This window comes from Phreatobacter sp. (assembly GCF_022843985.1).
GTDB lineage: Bacteria > Pseudomonadota > Alphaproteobacteria > Rhizobiales > Phreatobacteraceae > Phreatobacter.
In genome coordinates this window covers 83,045-100,831 of the sequence record NZ_JALHMP010000001.1, presented here as the reverse complement: position 1 = coordinate 100,831, position 17,787 = coordinate 83,045, and the positions used below count along the sequence as shown (strand labels likewise).

The 17,787-nt window shown below is 67.0% G+C and carries 14 protein-coding genes and 1 pseudogene; 10 read left to right on the top strand and 5 right to left on the bottom strand.

What is annotated here, in order from left to right; all coding sequences use genetic code 11:
* Nucleotides 1–4 precede the first annotated feature (4 nt).
* On the top strand, nucleotides 5–1,150 hold the full coding sequence (locus Q0C57_RS00465; RefSeq protein WP_296570546.1) for an amino acid ABC transporter permease: 1,146 nt from the start codon (nucleotides 5–7) through the stop codon (nucleotides 1,148–1,150).
* 7 nt (nucleotides 1,151–1,157) lie between these two features.
* Here Q0C57_RS00465 and Q0C57_RS00460 read toward each other — a convergent pair whose 3' ends face one another.
* Nucleotides 1,158–2,633 carry a M81 family metallopeptidase gene (locus Q0C57_RS00460; protein WP_296570543.1) on the bottom strand — a complete coding sequence of 492 codons (1,476 nt, stop codon included), beginning with the start codon at nucleotides 2,631–2,633 and terminating at the stop codon, nucleotides 1,158–1,160.
* Between the two features lie 100 nt (nucleotides 2,634–2,733).
* Between Q0C57_RS00460 and Q0C57_RS00455 the strand changes: the two are divergent.
* The 4 genes and pseudogenes from Q0C57_RS00455 to Q0C57_RS00440 all read left to right on the top strand — a co-directional run.
* Nucleotides 2,734–3,645, top strand: a pseudogene (locus tag Q0C57_RS00455) (NAD(P)-dependent oxidoreductase); the annotation flags it as partial.
* Nucleotides 3,642–5,171, top strand: coding sequence for an aldehyde dehydrogenase family protein (locus Q0C57_RS00450; RefSeq protein WP_296570539.1), 1,530 nt, complete (start codon nucleotides 3,642–3,644; stop codon nucleotides 5,169–5,171). The pseudogene Q0C57_RS00455 and the gene Q0C57_RS00450, both read left to right, overlap by 4 nt.
* 25 nt (nucleotides 5,172–5,196) lie before the next feature.
* The gene (locus tag Q0C57_RS00445) at nucleotides 5,197–6,348 is read left to right on the top strand and encodes a diaminopropionate ammonia-lyase (protein WP_296570536.1); all 1,152 of its coding nucleotides are present in this window, start codon (nucleotides 5,197–5,199) and stop codon (nucleotides 6,346–6,348) included.
* Nucleotides 6,345–7,274, top strand: a complete 930-nt coding sequence (locus Q0C57_RS00440) for an N-carbamoyl-D-amino-acid hydrolase (protein ID WP_296570533.1) — start codon at nucleotides 6,345–6,347, stop codon at nucleotides 7,272–7,274. Before Q0C57_RS00445 ends, Q0C57_RS00440 begins: the two co-directional genes overlap by 4 nt.
* 4 nt (nucleotides 7,275–7,278) lie before the next feature.
* Here the strand turns inward: Q0C57_RS00440 and Q0C57_RS00435 are convergent, their stop codons facing one another.
* Nucleotides 7,279–8,664, bottom strand: a complete 1,386-nt coding sequence (locus Q0C57_RS00435; RefSeq protein ID WP_296570531.1) for an FAD-binding oxidoreductase — start codon at nucleotides 8,662–8,664, stop codon at nucleotides 7,279–7,281.
* Nucleotides 8,665–8,909: 245 nt separating this feature from the next.
* On the opposite strand from Q0C57_RS00435, the gene Q0C57_RS00430 reads away from it, so the two are divergent.
* Genes Q0C57_RS00430 through Q0C57_RS00420 form a run of 3 tightly spaced genes read left to right on the top strand, consistent with a single transcriptional unit; the run spans nucleotide 8,910 to nucleotide 11,633 of the window.
* Nucleotides 8,910–9,944 (top strand): ABC transporter substrate-binding protein, encoded by a 1,035-nt coding sequence (locus tag Q0C57_RS00430; protein WP_296570529.1) that lies wholly within the window; start codon nucleotides 8,910–8,912, stop codon nucleotides 9,942–9,944.
* Between the two features lies 1 nt (nucleotide 9,945).
* Nucleotides 9,946–10,752, top strand: coding sequence for an ABC transporter ATP-binding protein (locus Q0C57_RS00425; RefSeq protein ID WP_296570526.1), 807 nt, complete (start codon nucleotides 9,946–9,948; stop codon nucleotides 10,750–10,752).
* Nucleotides 10,749–11,633: an ABC transporter permease gene (locus Q0C57_RS00420; RefSeq protein ID WP_296570523.1), complete on the top strand. Its 885-nt coding sequence runs from the start codon at nucleotides 10,749–10,751 to the stop codon at nucleotides 11,631–11,633. Before Q0C57_RS00425 ends, Q0C57_RS00420 begins: the two co-directional genes overlap by 4 nt.
* Before the next feature lie 122 nt (nucleotides 11,634–11,755).
* On the opposite strand, the gene Q0C57_RS00415 is transcribed toward Q0C57_RS00420, so the two are convergent.
* On the bottom strand, nucleotides 11,756–12,340 hold the full coding sequence (locus Q0C57_RS00415) for an NAD(P)H-dependent oxidoreductase (RefSeq protein ID WP_296570521.1): 585 nt from the start codon (nucleotides 12,338–12,340) through the stop codon (nucleotides 11,756–11,758).
* A 55-nt stretch (nucleotides 12,341–12,395) separates the two neighbouring features.
* Complete coding sequence (locus Q0C57_RS00410; RefSeq protein WP_296570519.1) at nucleotides 12,396–13,763, bottom strand: FAD-binding oxidoreductase; 1,368 nt, start codon at nucleotides 13,761–13,763, stop codon at nucleotides 12,396–12,398.
* Between the two features lie 157 nt (nucleotides 13,764–13,920).
* Between Q0C57_RS00410 and Q0C57_RS00405 the strand changes: the two genes are divergently transcribed.
* Complete coding sequence (locus Q0C57_RS00405; protein ID WP_296570516.1) at nucleotides 13,921–15,591, top strand: methyl-accepting chemotaxis protein; 1,671 nt, start codon at nucleotides 13,921–13,923, stop codon at nucleotides 15,589–15,591.
* Between the two features lie 71 nt (nucleotides 15,592–15,662).
* Here the strand turns inward: Q0C57_RS00405 and Q0C57_RS00400 are convergent, their stop codons facing one another.
* Nucleotides 15,663–16,835 carry an amidohydrolase/deacetylase family metallohydrolase gene (locus Q0C57_RS00400; RefSeq protein ID WP_296570512.1) on the bottom strand — a complete coding sequence of 391 codons (1,173 nt, stop codon included), beginning with the start codon at nucleotides 16,833–16,835 and terminating at the stop codon, nucleotides 15,663–15,665.
* 122 nt (nucleotides 16,836–16,957) lie between these two features.
* On the opposite strand from Q0C57_RS00400, the gene Q0C57_RS00395 reads away from it, so the two are divergent.
* Nucleotides 16,958–17,755, top strand: a complete 798-nt coding sequence (locus Q0C57_RS00395) for a creatininase family protein (RefSeq protein ID WP_296570509.1) — start codon at nucleotides 16,958–16,960, stop codon at nucleotides 17,753–17,755.
* The last annotated feature ends 32 nt before the right edge of the window (nucleotides 17,756–17,787 follow it).

Here is a 17,787-nt window from a genome sequence, read left to right as displayed (position 1 = left end):
TGCCATGAACCGCCCCGTCGCACCGGACGCCCTCGTCCACTATGTCGCCAGTGAAAAGCTGGCCGACCTGAAGCCGCCGGCCAGCGTTCTGCCGCCGTTGCCCTTGGCGCTGTTCCGAACCTATTTCGGCACCCCCGGCACTGCGGTGATCACCCTGGCATGCGTCGCCATCCTTGCCTGGACCCTGCCGCCGTTCCTGTCCTGGGCCTTCATCAACGCCACCTGGACCGGCACCGCCGCCCAGTGCCGCGAGGCCGGCGGGGCCTGCTGGGCCTTCATCGGCGAGAAGTTCTGGTTCTCGGTATTCGGCCTCTACCCCTTCGAGCTGCGCTGGCGGCCGGCCACCGTCCTGGTGATCTTCGCTGTCATGGTGGCCCTCTCGACCCAGCGCCTGTTCTGGCGGCGCGAACTGGTCTATGCGTGGTTCGCCGTCCTCGCGGTTATGTGGGGCCTGATGGGCGGCTCGGTCCTCGGCATTCCGATCCCCGGCCTCGAACCGGTAGGAACGCGGCTCTGGGGCGGCTGGCTGGTGACCATCTTCCTGTCGGTCTTCGGCCTCGCCATGGCCTATCCGATCGGCATCATGCTGGCGCTTGGCCGTCGCTCGAAACGCCCCATCGTACGGGCACTGTCGGTCACCTGGATCGAGTTCATCCGCGGCGTGCCGCTGATCTCGCTCCTGTTCATTGCGACCTTCATCGTGCCGCTCTTCATGCCGCAGGGCGTCGAGATCGACCGGCTGATCCGCGCCCAGATCGCCTTCATCGTCTTTGCCGCCGCCTATATGGCGGAGGTCTTCCGCGGCGGTCTGCAGGCGATTCCCAAGGGTCAGTTCGAAGGCGCCGACTCGCTGGGGCTGAACTATGCCCAGGCGATGCGCTTCATTGTTCTGCCGCAGGCGCTGAAGATCACCATACCGGCGCAGGTCAACACCTTCATCGGCCTGTTCAAGGACACGACGCTGGTCCTCATCATCGGCATCTTCGACTTCTTCACAACGCTGCGCTCGGCTCTGGGCGATTCGAACTGGCTCGGCTTCGCCACCGAGGCCTATCTCTACGCGGCCTTCGTCTATTTCATCGCCTGCTACACGATGAGCCGCTACTCGCAGCGCCTCGAGAAGGACCTGAACCCCGAAAGGGTCCGCTGAGCCCGCATCAGAGGATCAGCGCGCCCGACGCCTGCGCGTCTATCGGCCATTTCGGCCGGGCGATCCGGCTGTAGCTGTGCTTCTCGTAGCGCTGGGTCGAGGGGCCCTGCGTCTCGGAATAGAAGACCCGGGACGCCAGCGGCCCATAGGCGGCCATGAAATGCTGCGCCGATTTCAGCACCAGCAGCCGATAGGAGGCCGGGTCGAGGCCGAGGGCCGTGAAGAGCTCGCGTCCGAGGGCCTGGGCGCGGTTGGTGTTCATGATGACGGTGACGCAGCCAATCCTGACCGCCGCAAGGTCGCCGAGCGGCCCCTTGGCCTCGCCGAAGCTCTGGTGGCAGTCCTTGGCTACCGCCAGCACCTCGCAATCGGCATCGAAGGGATCGCCGGAGAGTTCCGATGTCTTGCCGCCGATCCGCAGGCGCAGTCGCGCCCCGGCACCGACGGCATGGCAGAAGGCGACGGCTTGGGGATCCCAGAGTGGCGCAACCGCGGCATTCTCGACGCCGCGGGCGACGAGGGTGCGCAAAGAGAGCGTGTTGTCGGAGGCCGAGCCGCCGCCGGCATTGTCGGCCGGCTCGGCGATGATGGCCGGGCCGCTCGCCGTATTGGTGGCCAACGCCTGGTCGAGGGCGTCGACGAAGTCGAGGTTGGGAGGCGCGGTCTTGCCACGCAGCGCGACGATCTCCTCGCCGAGGCGGACCGCCAGCGCGTCGCCCTTCGCCTTGGCATTGTCGGTATAGACCAGCATGCGCGAGCCCATCTCCGGCACGTCGGCATGGGGGAAGCCATGGACGAAGGAGACCGAGAGCACACGGTCCTGGCCCTCGAAGCTCTTCTGGCGGGCGACGAAGGACGTGTTCGGCTCCGAGGTCGTCGGATAGAAGGCGATCATGCCGCAGTCATAGAGCGAGGCCACCGGCCTGATCTCCTTGCGGATCGTCTTCAGCACCAGCGTCACCAGTTCCTCGGCGCGCGGCACGATATCGACATGCGGATATTCCTTGAAGCAGATGATGATGTCGGCGAGAGCGACGCGCTTCCTGGTCATGTGGTTGTGCGGGTCGAGCTCGACGCCGATGACACAATCCGGTCCGACGATCGCACGCACGCGCTCCAGAACATCGCCCTCGCAGTCGTCAAAGCCGTCGGCCACCATCGCGCCATGCATGCCGAGGAGCACACCGTCGACCGGCAGCGCGGCCTGTAGCTGGCCGAGGATCTCATCGCGCATGGTCTCGTAGGCGAGCCTGGTCGTCGGACCGGCCGGCTGGGCGAAGAAGCACGAGCCTTCCACCAGCGTGAACCCTTCCTGGGTGGCGCGGCGGCGGGCCACGAAGAGCGGTGCACTGCACAGGGTCGGCTGCTCGACCGGGTGTTCCCCCGGACGATAGGCGACGCACGTCAGATAATTGTCCATTGCCGTGGGGATGGGCGAGAACGTGTTGGTCTCCGTCGCGATGCTGGCCGTGAAGATGCGCATGGCTGCCGTGTCCCCCGAGGGTCTGCCCAACGTTTCGCCTTGACCCTTTCATGGGCGCGCGTGTTTTTCCACGGATGCAGCGGCGCGGAGGTCATCCGTTCCGCGCATGCCTCGCAGTCAGGGAAGGGGTCTCGCGTTGAGCGCATTGACCATTGGCGTCGTCGGTCTCGGTCGGATGGGCCTCGGGATGGCCGCGAACAGTGCCGCCAAGGGTTTCCGCACGCTCGGCAGCGACCACGCGCCGGAGCGCATGGCGCTGGCCTCCGCGAAGGGCGTCGTGGAGGCGGCGAGCCTTTCCGCTCTTTTCGCCGCCAGCGACGTGGTCATCGCCTCGCTCCCGACGGCGGAGGTCGTCGGCGCCGTGGTCGAGGCTGCTGACGGTTTCCTCGCCCAGGCACCGCCCGGTGCCGTCTTCGTCGACACCTCCACCTCGGAGGCGGGGGTGTCGCGCCGCCTTGCTGCCATCGCATCGGAAAAGGGGCTCGGCTTCCTCGACGCCCCGGTCTCCGGCGGCCCGTCGGGGGCGGAGGCCGGCACGCTCACCATGATGATCGGCGGTTCGGCCGACCATCTCGCGCGCGCCATGCCGGTTCTGGAGGCGATCAGTGCCAGGCGCCTGCATGTCGGCGCGCCCGGTGCCGGCAATGTCGCCAAGCTCGTCAACAACCTTCTGGTCGGCGCGCATCTGCTGACGGTTTCCGAGGCCGTGCGCCTGTCCGAGGCGGCCGGCGTCCCGGCCGCGGATGTGCTCGCCGTGGTCAATGCCGCCTCCGGGCGCTCGGCCGTATCCGAGGTCAACTATCCACGCTGGGTCCTGAACGGCGCCTTCGACTCAGGCTTCACCATGGGCCTCATGCGCAAGGATGTGCGGCTCGCCGCCGCCCTGGCGGCGGAGGTCGGCATCGACCTGCCGGTGAGCAGCCTGGTTGCCGGTCTGTGGGCCGACAGCGCCGCGCGGCTCGCCGACGGCGAGGACTTCAACCGCATCGTTCAGGACCAGCCGCAGACATGACCGCTCTTCAACGTCCGGATACCGCCAGCCGCGTGGCCGATCTCTACGCGGCACTCGTCCCTGGAGGTGTGGTCGGTAGCCGCATTGCCGGTGCAACGCTGGAGGGGCGGGGGGAGACCATCACCCTGGTCGATCCTGTCACGGGCCTCACTTTCGCCAGCTATCGTGACGCAGGCGAGGCGGCTGCGGGCCAGGCCTTGGCCGCGACAACCGATGCGCTGGCCGCCTGGTCCGCCATGACGGCCTCGGCGCGTGGTCGCATCATCTGGGCGATCGGGCAGGGGGTCAGGGCCAAGGCCGCAGCGCTGGCGGAGCTGGAGACGCTCGCCTCCGGCAAACCCATCCGCGACACCCGGGTCGAGGTCGCCAAGGTGGCGGAAATGTTCGAGTACTATGCCGGCTGGGCCGACAAGCTGCATGGTGATGTCATTCCCGTGCCGACCTCGCACCTCAATTATGTGCGGCGCGAGCCTCTCGGTGCGGTCGTCCAGATCACGCCGTGGAACGCGCCGATCTTCACCGCCGGCTGGCAGATCGCGCCCGCCATCACCGCCGGCAATGCGGTGGTGCTGAAGCCCTCGGAGCTGACGCCCTTCACCTCGCTCGCCCTGGCGGTGATCTGCGAACAGGCCGGGGTTCCCGACGGCCTCGTCAACGTCCTTGCCGGCTATGGCGCCACCACGGGTGCCGCCGCTGTCGCCCACCCGCTCACCCGGCTTGTCGTGTTTGTCGGGTCACGGGAGACCGGCGCCCGGATCGCCGCCACCGCGGCTCAGCGCGTCGTCCCGACCCTGCTCGAACTCGGCGGCAAGTCGGCCAACATCGTCTTCCCCGATGCCGACCTCGACCGCGCCGTGCTCGGTGCCCAGGCGGCGATCTTCTCCGGCGCCGGCCAGTCCTGCGTCGCCGGCTCGCGCCTGCTCGTCCACCGGTCGATCCATGCCGAATTCGTCGCGCGCCTGGCCGCGGCCGCCCCGCGGATCCCCGTCGGCGATCCGCTCGACGACGCGACCCAGATCGGCCCCATCGTCCATGGCGGCCAGTGGGGAAAGATCGACGCCATGGTCAGGGCCGGTGTCGACGCGGGGGCGGTGGTGGCCGCCGGTGGTGGTCGACCCGCCGGCCGTGACGCCGGGTTCTTCTACGCTCCGACCGTGCTCGATCGCGTCAGCCCGACCATGGACATCGCCCGCGAGGAGGTGTTCGGACCGGTCGTGGCGGTCACGCCTTTCGATTGCGAGGAGGCGGCTGTCGCCATCGCCAATGCGACCGATTACGGCCTTGCCGGCGCCGTCTGGACGCGCGACGTCGGCCGCGCCCACCGTGTCGCCGCCAAGGTGCGGGCCGGGACCTTCTGGGTGAACGCCTACAAGACCATCAGTGTCATGAGTCCGTTTGGCGGCTTCGGTCAGTCGGGCTATGGTCGCTCGTCGGGCATCGAGGCTCTCCACGCCTACACCACCACCAAAAGCGTCTGGGTCGAGACCGCCGAGGCCCCCGCCGTCGGATTTGGCTATGCCGGCTGAACCGCGCGAAGGATCGTCCCCCCGCATGTCCGACATCCTCACAGTCGCGGGTGACAGCCGCCTCCTCGCCAATCCGGATCTCGACCGCGCGCGTCCCTATGGACCCGCGGAACGCGCCATCCTCTCGCTGGAAGGGGCTCGCGCCGCCCATGCCGCCATCGCCGCATGGGAGGGCTACCGGCCAACGCCGCTCCTCTCGCTCGCCGCCCTGGCGCGCGAGGCCGGGGTCGGATCCATCCTCTACAAGCACGAGGCGCACCGCTTCGTCCTGAAGAGCTTCAAGGCGCTGGGAGGGGCCTATGCGGTCGAGCGACTGGTGGCGACCCGCGGTTCGGCCGAGGGCCTGACGGTGACCTGCGCCACCGACGGCAACCATGGCCGCGCCGTTGCCTGGGGCGCCCGGCGCCTCGGCGTCCGCGCAGTCATCTATGTCCACGAGACCGTCAGCCAGGGCCGGGCCGACGCCATTGCAGCCTATGGCGCCGAGGTCCGCCGCGTACCCGGGAATTACGACGACGCCGTGCGCGCCTCCGCCGAGGCTGCCGCGGCAAACGGCTGGACCATCGTCTCCGACACGTCATGGCCGGGCTATGATCTCATCCCGCGCGACGTCATGCAGGGTTATGCCGTGCTTGGCATCGAGGCGGAGGCGCAGGGGGCCCGGCCGACCCATATCTTCGTCCAGGGCGGCGTCGGCGGCATCGCCGCCGCCATCCTGTCGTGGACCTGGGAGAGCCTTGGCGCCGACCGCCCGGTCCTGGTCGTCGTTGAGCCGGACGAGGCCGCCTGCCTGCTGGAGAGTGCCGCGGCCCGGCGCTGGACCACGGTCGGCGGTGATCTCGACACGATCATGGCGGGGCTGGCCTGCGGCGAGCCCTCCGAGCTCGCCTGGGCCCTGCTGTCGCCCGGCGCCGACGCCTTCATGGCCATTCCCGACGGTCGCGCCGCCGACACGATGCGGCGGCTTGCGGAGGAGCGCATCGCTGCCGGTGAATCCGGCGTCGCCGGCCTTGCCGGCCTCGTGGCTGCCGCCTCCGATCCACAGGCGCGCGCCGTTCTCGGGCTCGATGCAGCCTCGCGCATCCTGTGCATCGGCACCGAGGGGGCAACCGACCCCACCATCTACCGCGAGATCGTCGGCAGGGATGCCGCCGAGGTCGAGAAGGAGACCGCATGAGCCGTATCGTCACCGTCGGCGCCGCCCAGATGGGCGCCATCCAGCGGGCCCATTCCCGCCGCGAGGTCGTGGTCCGGATGCTCGACCTGATGCGCGAAGCGGCCTCGCACTGCTGCGATCTCGTCGTCTTTCCCGAACTGACCCTGACGACCTTCTTCCCCCGCTGGTGGATGGAGAGCCGGGACGAGATCGACGCCTTCTTCGAGCGCGAGATGCCCTCCAACGAGACCGCGCCCCTGTTCAACGAGGCCGTGCGGCTCGGCATCGGCTTCTCGATGGGGTATGCCGAGCTGACGCCCGAGGGGCGGCGCTTCAATACCGCGATCCTGGTGAACAAGTCCGGCGAGATCGTTGGGAAATATCGGAAAATCCACCTTCCGGGCCATGCTGGCCACGAGCCGTGGCGGGCCTTCCAGCACCTCGAAAAGCGCTATTTCGAGGTCGGCGACCTCTCCTGGGGCGTGTGGAACGCCCTAGGCGGCCATATGGGCATGATGATCTGCAACGACCGCCGCTGGCCGGAAAGCTACCGCGTCATGGGCCTGCAGTCGGTGGAGATGATCCTGCTCGGCTACAACACGCCGCGCCACAATCCGCCGGCCCCCGACCACGACCGCCTCGGCGAATTCCATAACCAGTTGGTCATGCAGGCCGGCGCCTACCAGAACGGTACCTGGGTGGTCGGCGTCGCCAAATGCGGCGTCGAGGAGGGCTGCGAAATGATTGGAGGCTCCTCCATCATCGCGCCCACAGGCGAGGTGATCGGCCAGGCCCTGACGCAAGAGGATGAACTCGTCGTCGCGCGCTGCGACCTCGACCTGACCCGGAGTTACAAGGCCACGACCTTCAATTTCGACATGCATCGCCAGCCGGACCAGTACCGGCGGATCGTAGACCAGAGAGGCGCCGTGGGCCCGGGCGGGTAGTGGCTTACTCCGCCGCCTGCTGCGCCTCGGCCTCCCAGCCCAGCAGCTTGCCGGGGTTCATCAGGCCATGCGGGTCCGCCTGCCGTTTGAACTCCGGCTGCGGCGCGTCGATCCGCTTCCAGCCGGCATTGTTGAGGACGAAGCTGTGGGCGTTCGACGGCTGGACGCCGCCTTCCGCCGCCCTGGCCATGATTTCCATCAGGCGCTCGGGCGTGGTGAACTTCACCAGCGGCAGCGACGAGGTGATGACCTTGCCCTCGCGGCGCTGGAACTCGAGGTGCAAATAGACGTCCTCGTCAAACTCCTTCGCCGCCCATTCGACCAGCGCGAGATTGTTCGGGGCAGGAAAGCGCAGCTGCAGATAGGTGATGGACGGATCCATCTTGAGAGCGTGCAGCGTCGTGTGGTTCCAGGTGTATTCGTAAAGCGGGCCGGGGCCGCCGCGTTCCCGGTGCGTGCCGAAGGCGACCGCCTTGGCCTCGGCCGCGCCGCGCCGGAATGTGACCTCACCCTTGTGGTCGCCGATCAGCAGGTCGAGCGTATCGGCCTGCGGCTCCGAGACCATCAGGATGGCGAAGGCGCGGCCGTCCTGAAGGTAGGGCGCGAGGCGTTTCAGATAGGGCACGATGCGCGGGTCGTGGACGGAGACGAGCTTCTTGGCGATGCCGTCGCATTCCATGAAGGCCTGGCCGAACCGGGCTGCCGCCATCAGACTGTCGAAGGTGACGATGCGCTCGGCCCAGTCATGGGCGGGTGCGGTCGGCACCTCCACTTCGGTGATGATGCCGTTGACCCCATAGGCGTGCATGACCTTGAGGATTTCGCGGCCGCGCAACTCGACCAGGCGCGGGGTCTCCTCGACGGTCATGACCTCGAGCGCGGTGACGGCGCCGAGATTGTCGATCTGCCCCCAGGTGCAGGAGCCGGCGCCCGCCGCGCCGCCAGCGACGAAGCCGCCGATGGTCGCCTGCGCCCGCGTCGAGGGGTGGAACCGCAGTTCCTGGCCATGCGGGTCCAGCAGCTTGTCGATGTCCAGCATATTGGCGCCCGCCTCGAACCGGGCGCCGCCAGGCCGGGCGAAGATCATGCGGTTGAGCTGGCGCATGTCGACCACCAGCCCGCCGGCCAGCGGCACGGCCTGGCCGTAATTGCCGGTGCCGCCGCCGCGGATGACGAGGGGAACGCGGTGGCGGGCGCAGGTCGCCGCGATCCGCCTGAGTTCGTCCTTATCCGCCGGGATGGCGACGAGATCGGCGACCTTGCCCTCCAGCTCAGGCTTCAGGATCGGCGAGAACCAGAAGAAATCGCGGCTGGCCATCCGCACGGACGCGGCATCCTCCGCAAGGGTGATGCCGGCAAGGTCGGCCCGAAGGTCGTCGAGAGCGCTCATGGTTTCTGTCCGTTCGATGAAGCGACACAGTGCCAAATTGAATCGCCGGGCGCCATGCCGTCATCTGCCAGGGGAGCCGTTCGAACGATGACATTTTGCGCCTGCAAACTGTTGATGTGCACAAAAATTATGCACACCGAACCGGACGCCTTCACGATATCGTAGGATAAACCGGCACGCCCGTTGCTCCGGTCGCCGTCATGGATTTCAAGGGTCTTGCGAGGCCCGCTTCAGGAGAGGTCGCCATGTCCGTCACGTCCCCCGCCAACCGCATCACCCGCCGCCGCGCGCTGGCGCTCGGCGCAGGTGTTTCCGCCGCCTATCTCATGCGGTCGGACCTCGTCACGGCCCAGGGCCTCGACCGGGTGTCCTACCAGACCAACTGGCGCGCCCAGGCCGAGCATGGTGGTTTCTACCAGGCTGTCGCCGCCGGCATCTACCGGAAGTACGGGATCGAGGCTGACATCCGCATGGGCGGCCCGCAGCAGAACCCCTCGCAGCTCCTCCTCGGCGGGCGTGTCGACATGATCATGTCGAACTCCTTCGAGGCCGTCCGCTACGTGCAGGAGAACCTGCCGTTCCTGTGCATCGGCTCGATCTTCCAGAAGGATCCGCAGGTCATCATCTGCCACCCTGGCGTCGGCAACGACAGCCTTGCCGCGCTCAGGGGCAAGACCATCCTGGTTGGCGCCGGCGGGCGGACGTCGTTCTGGCCCTATCTGAAGGCCCGCTTCGGCTTCACTGATGAGCAGGTGCGCCCCTACACCTTCAACATGGCACCCTTCCTTGCCGACAAGAACATCTGCCAGCAGGGCTTCCTGTCCTCCGAGCCCTTCGCCATCGAGCAGCAGGGCGGCGTCAAGCCGCTGGTCCATCTCATCGCCGATGCCGGTTTCGCCAACTACAACACCACCATCAATATCTCGCGGAAGATGGTCGACGAGCGCACAGACGTCGTGCAGCGCTTCGTCACCGCCTCGCTTGAGGGTTGGGCCGAATACATGAAGGGCGGGCCGGCCATCGCCGAGGCCAACAAGCTGATCATGCGCGACAATCCTGACATGGATCAGAAGAAGATCGACTATGCGATCAAGGTCATGACCGAGAACGGCATCGTCATGTCCGGCGACGCGACGACGCTCGGCATCGGTGCCATGACAGACGCTCGCTGGCAGGCCTTCTATGTGCAGATGCGCGACGCCGGCGTCTTCCCGGCCGGGATCGACGTCAAGCGGGCCTATGACCTGCGCTTCGTCAACAAGGGTGTGGGCAGGGCCTGACGTGAACCTTGCTGAAGCAGACCGTCCGGCGGCGAAGGGCGCGAAAACACTCGTTGCCGTCCGCCATGTGTCCAAGCAGTTCGCGAACGGCACCATTGCCGTTCGCGACGTCAACCTCGATCTGGCGCGCGGCGAGTTCGTCAGCCTGCTCGGGCCCTCCGGCTGCGGCAAGTCGACCCTCCTGCGCATGATCGCCGGCCTTGGCGATCCCAGCGTCGGGACCATCGACTGGGCGACGATGAATCACGACGCCTGGGGCAGGCCGGCCCGCGAACTGGGATTCGTCTTCCAGGACCCGACGCTGATGCCCTGGGCCACGGCCCTCGACAATGTCATCCTGCCGCTGAAACTGTCCGGCACGAACAAGGGCGAGGCCGAGGCCCGCGGCGCCGAGATGCTGGCCCTCGTCGGTCTCAAGGGCTTCGAGACGAGCTATCCGCGCGAGCTTTCCGGCGGCATGAAGATGCGCGTCTCCATCGCCCGCGCCCTGGTGACCCATCCGAAGATCCTGCTGATGGACGAGCCCTTCGCCGCGCTCGACGAGATCACCCGCCACAAGCTCAACGACGATCTCCTGCGCCTGTGGGAGGCGAACCAGTTCACCGCCGTCTTCGTCACCCATTCGGTCTTCGAGAGTGTCTATCTCTCCCAGCGCATCGTCGTCATGGCGGCGCGCCCCGGGCGGGTCATGGCGGATCTCAGGGTTGAGGCGCCCTATCCGCGGGACGACCTGTTCCGCACCTCCGCCGACTATGCACACTGGTGCCGGATCGCATCGGAGAAGCTGAAGGAGGCGATTTCGGCATGACCGACGCGACGCTGTCCCCCGCCGCCGTGCCCCATGACGGCACCGATGCCGAGGCCCGCCCGATCTTCCGCGAGGACCGCAAGGTGCTCGGCATCTCCACCGAGGCCTGGCCGGGAATTCTCGCGCCGCTGGGGATCGGGATCCTGGCGCTCGCCGCCTGGGAGTTCATCGTCTGGTGGCGGGAAATCCCCCATTTCATCCTGCCCGGCCCGCTGCTGATCGCCAAGACCCTGGTCACCGACTGGGCGACGCTCTCGGCCTCCTTGTGGGTGACGCTCAGGATCACGGCTGCCGCGCTCATCGCCGCCGTCTCCCTGGGTGTCGGTCTGGCCGTGCTCTTCACCCAGTCGAAATGGCTGGAAAAGTCGCTCTTTCCCTATGCGGTGATCCTGCAGGTGACGCCGGTCGTGTCCATCGCGCCGCTGATCATCATCTGGGTCGGCGACATCAACCTGTCGCTGCTGATCTGCGCCTGGATCGTCGCCTTCTTCCCGATCCTGTCAAACACCATCCTTGGCCTCAACTCGGCGGATCACAACCTCCGCAACCTGTTCGAACTCTACGGCGCCTCGCGCTGGCAGACCCTGCGCTACCTCCGGCTGCCGGCAGCGCTGCCCTATTTCCTCGGCGGGCTGAAGATCTCCGGCGGCCTCGCCCTGATCGGCGCGGTCGTGGCCGAATTCGTCGCCGGCTCGGGCGGTTCGGCCTCGGGCCTTGCCTATCGCATCCTCGAGGCCGGCTACCAGCTCAAGATCCCGCGCATGTTCGCGGCGCTGATCATGATCTCCATGTCCGGCATTGCCATCTTCCTCACGATCAGCTGGATATCGCATCTGCTCCTGCGCCGCTGGCACGAAAGCGCCCTGAAGCGGGAGAACTGAGGGGCATCCCGCATCAGGCGTGCCCGGCCTTGCGCCGGGCATCGACGCCTTCGCTTCCGTCGGCGGTGTCCAGCGCATCAATGACCGGCATCAGCCCGGCGGCGCCTTGATCCTTCGGCGGCTCACACCCCCGCCATCGCCGCCTTCACCCTTGTGATGAAGCCAGCGCGCTTGTCGGCGCTGGCGACATTCAGGTGGTAGAGAGCGAGATAGCGGCGGCGTGCCTTCCAGCCGGTGAACCACCACAGATAGCGCATGACGATCTTGCGCGGCGGGTCGCCCATATAGACCGCGTACCAGAACGGCCGCCCATAGGTGACGATGCCGGTGATCGAGCGCAGGTTGCCGAGGAGCGGCTTGACCGCGGCCGGATCGGAAATGTCGAACCCCACCCCCGGCATGAACATGCGGTCGAAAAAGCCCTTCAGCATGGCCGGTGGGCCGAAGCTCCAGGTCGGAAACTGCACCACCAGGGCTTCGGCATTGCGCAGACGCACGATAAGGGGTTCCAGGCCCTGCTGGTTGCGGCTCTCGTCATGGTAGCGGCGACGGCCATCCTCGGACAGAACGGGGTCGAAACCCTCGGCATAGAGATCGAGCAGGTCGACCGCGTGGCCCGCCGCCGCGAGCGCCGCCAGCGCCTCGGCGCGGATGGCGGCGTGGAAGCTTTCGGGGAGGGGGTGGCAGTAAAGGTAGAGCACGCGCATGGAGAAACCGGATGAAGGGGCGGTGCGGCACAGATAGCAAGTCCCGTGCCCGTCCTCAGCGGACCGGCACGTAGCTCTCCATCTTGCCGGGATTGAGCAGGCCCATGGGATCGACCTCGGCCTTGAACCCGAGCTGGTCGGCCTCCGCCCGCTTGTGGCGCGAGCCGCCCTCAAGGCCGAAGACATGCGGGTTGGCGACCATGACGCCGCTGTCTTCATGCGCGCGGATGAGGGCGAAGAGCCGCTCGGGCGTCGAATAGCGAACGATCGGCAGGGCCGAACAGGTGATGCGGCCAGCGAAGCGGATGAATTCGAGATGCGGCAGGACCTCGCCGTCGAAGCGCTCCATCATCTCCCACACGCTCTCCTCGAGCCGATCATGCGGATAGAGCAACTGCAGATAGGTGATGGACCGGTCGGTCTTCAGCCACTGCAGGGTCGTGTGGTTCCAGGCATATTCGTAGAGCGGGGTCTCGGTCGGCTCCTCGCGTGACGGCGCTTCACGCGTGATCGTGCCGCGTCCACCGAGGATGGCGCGGAAGCTCTCCATGAAAGGTCCGGCGACCATGCAGACGAGGATCGCCTTGCCCTCCGGACAGGCGTCTTTCAGGGCGGTGAACTGGGCTGGAATCGGCCAGGCGATCGGCGTGACGAGTTTCTTCACCACCCCGTCCGCATGGGCGATGTCGCGCCCGGCTGCGAAGGCCTGCATGAATGTATCGAAGGCGACGACCACGTCGATCCACGGCCAGGCCGGCGCCGTCGGCATTTCGAGCTCGGTGATGATGCCCGTCGTGCCATAGGCGCGGTTGACTTTCTGTGCGGCGTCCTGCCGCAATTCGAGGATCCGCGGCTCCTCCTCGATGGTGACGATGCGGGCGGCGAGGATGTTGCCCGGCTCGCGCAGGCCGCCATAAGCCACTGATCCGACCCCGCCCGAGCCACCGGCAACGAAGCCGCCGATGGTGGCGGTGCGCTTCGTCGAAGGATGCATCCTGAGCTCGAAGCCGTTCGGCCGCGTCGCCTCGTCGAGCGCCAGGATGTTCGTGCCGGCGCGCACCCGTACCGATCCCGGCTTCTGCCAGACGATTCCGGTCATCTCGGTCATGTCCAGGAGCACGCCGCCCGCCAGCGGCATGGCCTGGCCGTAATTGCCGGTGCCGCCGGCCCTGACGGTGAGCGGAACACGCAGTCTAGCACAGGCTGACGCGGTCCGGATCACATCCGCCTCGTCGCGGGGCCGAACGATAATGTCCGCAGCAACCTGCTTCAGCGCCTCGGCCAGGATCGGCGAGTACCAGAAGAAGTCGCGCGATTTCCGGCGCACCAGGGTCGGCTCGGTGATGGTCGGCACGTCACCGAGAAGCGACAGCAGCCCATCGAGGTCCACTTCGGCGCGTGGAGGGTGTGCTTCCTGTCTCATCGGGTCGCTCGTCTCGCCATCAAACCGCTAGGCTCTAGCGCTTCCGGCGGCACATGTCATGCCGTGAGGCCCGTTAATGGCCAGAGACCGTATGCGTTAACGCTACGACAATTAATAATGCAGTATCGTCACGGCATATGTCTGGGGAGCACTATTCATGCAGATTAAGACGAAACTGTTCGCCATCGTCGGCGGTCTGACGGTCGCCTCGCTGATCGTCGCGGGTGTCGCCGGCTATGGCTTTCAGCGCTATCAGCACGCGGTCACGGAAAACCAGCGCACGGCACGGGTCACCCAACTCGCAGAACGCGCCAACGGCCTGATCTATGCGGTCGTCATGGAATCGCGCGGCATCTATATGTCGTCCCAGAAGGAAGCCCTCGAGCGCTTCGCCGCCAACCAGGATCGCGAGCTCGCGTCGCTCCGCACAGTGATCACTGAATGGGCCGGCCTGGCCCATCCCGATGACGCGGCTCTAAAAAACCGCCTCCTCGAGCAGACCGAAGCCTTCATCAGGCTGCGCAATGAGCTCGCGCAGGCAGGGCGCGCCAGCGGCAACCAGGCCGCGCGTCTGATCGGCGACAATGACGCCAACCGGCAGACCCGCACGCGGCTCAACGCCGAGATGGCCGCCTTCGCGCAGTCGAATGCACGGCGTGTCGCGGCTCTCTCTCAGGAAGTGGACCAGACCCGCCAGACGCTGACCTGGCTCATCGCTCTGACGGTGGGCCTCGCCGTCCTTGCCGGCCTTGCCGCCTTCTGGACCATTCTCACCGGCGTCACCCGTCCGCTCTCGCGCCTCACCAGCGCCGTCGACGCGGTGGCTGACGGTCGGACCGATGCCGAAGTCAGCGACACCGACCGCAAGGACGAGATCGGCGGCCTGGCCCGGTCGGTCCTCGTCTTCCGCGACAATGTCCGCGAGGTCGAGCGCCTCAAGGCGACCGAGGCCGAGCGCGAGAACGACAACCGCGTCCAGCGGGCCCGCGAGATGGAGGCCCTGGCCAACGAGTTCTCGGGTACGGTCCAGTCGGTTGTCGCCACGGTGACCCGCTCCGCCGAGGAGATCGTCGGCAATGCCAGCCGCGTTGGTCTGGTCGCCCGCAACGTCTCCGATCTCGGCCAGACGGTCGCCGCCACCTCGGCCGGTGCGACGCAGAGCGTCGAGAGCGCCGCCAACTCGGCCCAGGAGCTCGCTTCGTCCATCGGCGAAATTTCCAGCCGGACCGCCCAGGCCCAGCATATCGCCGCTTCGGCGGTTCAGCAGGCCACCCGGACCGGCGAGATCGTCGCCACCCTCGCCACCTCGACCCAGAAAATTGGCGACGTGGTCAACCTTATCAACGCCATCGCCGCACAGACCAATCTCCTGGCGCTGAACGCGACGATCGAGGCGGCGCGTGCCGGAGAGGCTGGCCGCGGCTTCGCCGTGGTGGCCACCGAGGTGAAGAGCCTCGCCGCCCAGACGTCCAAGGCCACCGAGGAAATCGCCAGCCAGATCGGCGCCGTCCAGGCGGTCACCGGCGATGCCGTGTCGGCCATCGAGGCGATCAACCGCACCATCGGTGAGATCAACTCGGTGTCGTTCTCGATCATGGCCGCTGTCGAGGAGCAGTCCGCCGTCACCAACGGCATTGCCGGCTCGGTCTCCGACGCCGCCTCCGGCACCCGCTCGGTGGAAACCGATATCGGCCGCGTCACCCGCGCCGCCGACGAGACCGGCGCGGCGGCCAATGCCATGAACGAGGCTGCCCGTCACCTGAAGGACGGTTCCGTCCAGCTGGACCGCGCCGTCGCCGGCTTCCTCGGCCGCATCCGCGCCGCCTGATCCGCGCGCCGCGCCAGACGACAGAAAAGCCCGGCGGAGACGCCGGGCTTTTCGCATTCAGGGGCGCGTGTTCAGGCCGTGGCGAGCTTGCGGAACTTGTTCGAGCGCTTCGGGTGCCACCATTTTCCGGCCACCACGGTGCCTTCCGAGACGATTTTCTTGTCGCCGATCAGATGTTCGCCGACCACGTCGACATAGTCGAACTTGCCGTCCTTGATCGACAGGATCGTCGCGTCCCCCGCCGAACCCGGCTTCAGGCTGCCGAGTTCGGGCCGCTTCAGCGCCATCGCGGCATTGACGGTCGAGGCCGCGATGACCCGGTCCAGCGGCATGCCCATGCACAGGAACTTCGACAGCGTCGTGACCTGGTCGAAGGCGGGGCCTTCGATGCAGAGGGTGTGGACATCGGAGGAAATGACATCCGGCTCGAAGCCGCCGGCCAGCATGGCGCGCGTCGTCTTGAACGAGAACGACCCCTTGCCGTGGCCGATGTCGAAGATGACGCCCTTCTTCCGTGCGGCGATCACCTCCGGCTTCACGGCGCCCTGGGCCGTACAGGGAGCGTTGGGGAACGGACGGAAGGCATGGGTCAGGACATCGCCTGGGCGCAGGCGGCCGATGACGTGCTCATAGGAGGGCGGGGGATGGTCGATATGGGCCATGAGCGGCATGCCCACCTCGTTCGCCACCTGCAGCGCCATGTCGAGGGCCGCCTCGCCATTTGTGCCGGATGAATTCCGGCCCACCCTGACCTTGATTCCGACGATCAGGTCGCGGTTCTCGTCGGCGACGCGGGCGCAGTCCGACGGGTTCAGCATGTCGATCTCGCGGCTCTCGCCGACCATGACCTTCTTGTCGAACCCGTAGATGCCAGCATGGCTGACATGAAGATAGGCGAGGATGCGCACCTCGCTCTTCTCGATCACATGCTTGCGGAAGCCCATCCAGTTGCCAGGTCCCGCCGAGCCGGTATCGATGGCCGTGGTGACGCCCGACGTGCGACAGAACTCTTCGGCATCGATCCCGAGCGAGGTCCCGCCCCAATAGACATGGGTGTGCAGGTCGATGAGGCCCGGCGTGACGATATAGCCCGAAACATCGCGGATTTCGGTCCCCGGGGTCGGCTTCAGATCCTTGCCCACCGCAGCCACCTTGCCGCCGCTGAAGGCGACGTCGCGCACCCCGTCGATCTTCTGCGAGGGGTCGATCACGCGGCCGCCGCGCAGGATCAGGTCGAAAGTCATCGAAGGCTCCGCTTGCTGGAAAGGCCGGGCCGGTGCATTGCGCGGCCCTTGTCCGGCGCGCACATTGCGCGCCGGAGCGCGGCTTGCCAACAGCCGTGACATGAGCCTTGCGGAGACCTCCCATGCCGGCCCGTCACTGGGGTGACCTGAAGACCACCGATTTCGATCGCCTCGATCCGGCGACGACCGTCGCCGTGTTGCCGCTGGCGGCGATCGAGCAGCACGGGCCGCATCTGCCGGTCTCTACCGACACATCGATCATGCAAGGCATGATCGAGACCGCCTTTCCGCTGGTCGGTGCGGCGGTGACGGCCCTGTTCCTGCCCATCGAGGCGGTCGCCAAGTCCAACGAGCATCTCCACTCCAAGGGCACCCTGACCCTGTCGGCGGAGACCGCGCTGAAGGGCTGGATCGAGATCGGCGAGAGCGTGAAGCGCGCCGGCATCGACAAGATCGTGCTCCTGACCTCGCACGGCGGCAATCTCGATCCGATGCGCGTCGTGGCGCGCGAATTACGCATCCGCTTCCGGCAGCTTGCGGTGGTGACGAGCTGGACCGCTTTCGGCCGGCCGCCGGGCCTCTACGGCGATCTCGACGTGAAGCACGGCATCCATGCCGGCGATGTCGAGACCTCGCTCATGCTGCATTTCCGGCCCGACCTGGTCGATATGGGGGCGGCGAGGCTGTTCGAGCCGGTCATGGTGTCGATGGAAAAGGACTTCACCTATCTCCGGCCGACCCTGAATCACGCCTTCGGCTGGATGGCCCAGGATATCAACCCGGATGGCGCGGCGGGGGACGCGACGCTCGCCAATGCCGGGAAGGGCAGGGCGACCGCGGCGTGGCAGGCGGCCGAATTCGTCAAGCTGCTCGACGACATGGCGCGCTTCGACATCGGTCGGCTCTATACCCCGGCCTGAGCGGCCGAGGTGCGATTGTCGGGGGGCAGTCG

Excerpts from the sequence above, each read along its gene's own strand:
- Q0C57_RS00465 (WP_296570546.1), top strand. The coding sequence starts at position 5 with ATGAACCGCCCCGTCGCACCGGACGCCCTCGTCCACTATGTCGCCAGT.
- Q0C57_RS00460 (WP_296570543.1), bottom strand. The coding sequence starts at position 2,633 with ATGCGCATCTTCACGGCCAGCATCGCGACGGAGACCAACACGTTCTCG.
- Q0C57_RS00405 (WP_296570516.1), top strand. The coding sequence starts at position 13,921 with ATGCAGATTAAGACGAAACTGTTCGCCATCGTCGGCGGTCTGACGGTC.
- Q0C57_RS00420 (WP_296570523.1), top strand. The coding sequence starts at position 10,749 with ATGACCGACGCGACGCTGTCCCCCGCCGCCGTGCCCCATGACGGCACC.
- Q0C57_RS00395 (WP_296570509.1), top strand. The coding sequence starts at position 16,958 with ATGCCGGCCCGTCACTGGGGTGACCTGAAGACCACCGATTTCGATCGC.
- Q0C57_RS00440 (WP_296570533.1), top strand. The coding sequence starts at position 6,345 with ATGAGCCGTATCGTCACCGTCGGCGCCGCCCAGATGGGCGCCATCCAG.
- Q0C57_RS00445 (WP_296570536.1), top strand. The coding sequence starts at position 5,197 with ATGTCCGACATCCTCACAGTCGCGGGTGACAGCCGCCTCCTCGCCAAT.
- Q0C57_RS00435 (WP_296570531.1), bottom strand. The coding sequence starts at position 8,664 with ATGAGCGCTCTCGACGACCTTCGGGCCGACCTTGCCGGCATCACCCTT.
- Q0C57_RS00415 (WP_296570521.1), bottom strand. The coding sequence starts at position 12,340 with ATGCGCGTGCTCTACCTTTACTGCCACCCCCTCCCCGAAAGCTTCCAC.
- Q0C57_RS00410 (WP_296570519.1), bottom strand. The coding sequence starts at position 13,763 with ATGAGACAGGAAGCACACCCTCCACGCGCCGAAGTGGACCTCGATGGG.
- Q0C57_RS00400 (WP_296570512.1), bottom strand. The coding sequence starts at position 16,835 with ATGACTTTCGACCTGATCCTGCGCGGCGGCCGCGTGATCGACCCCTCG.
- Q0C57_RS00450 (WP_296570539.1), top strand. The coding sequence starts at position 3,642 with ATGACCGCTCTTCAACGTCCGGATACCGCCAGCCGCGTGGCCGATCTC.
- Q0C57_RS00430 (WP_296570529.1), top strand. The coding sequence starts at position 8,910 with ATGTCCGTCACGTCCCCCGCCAACCGCATCACCCGCCGCCGCGCGCTG.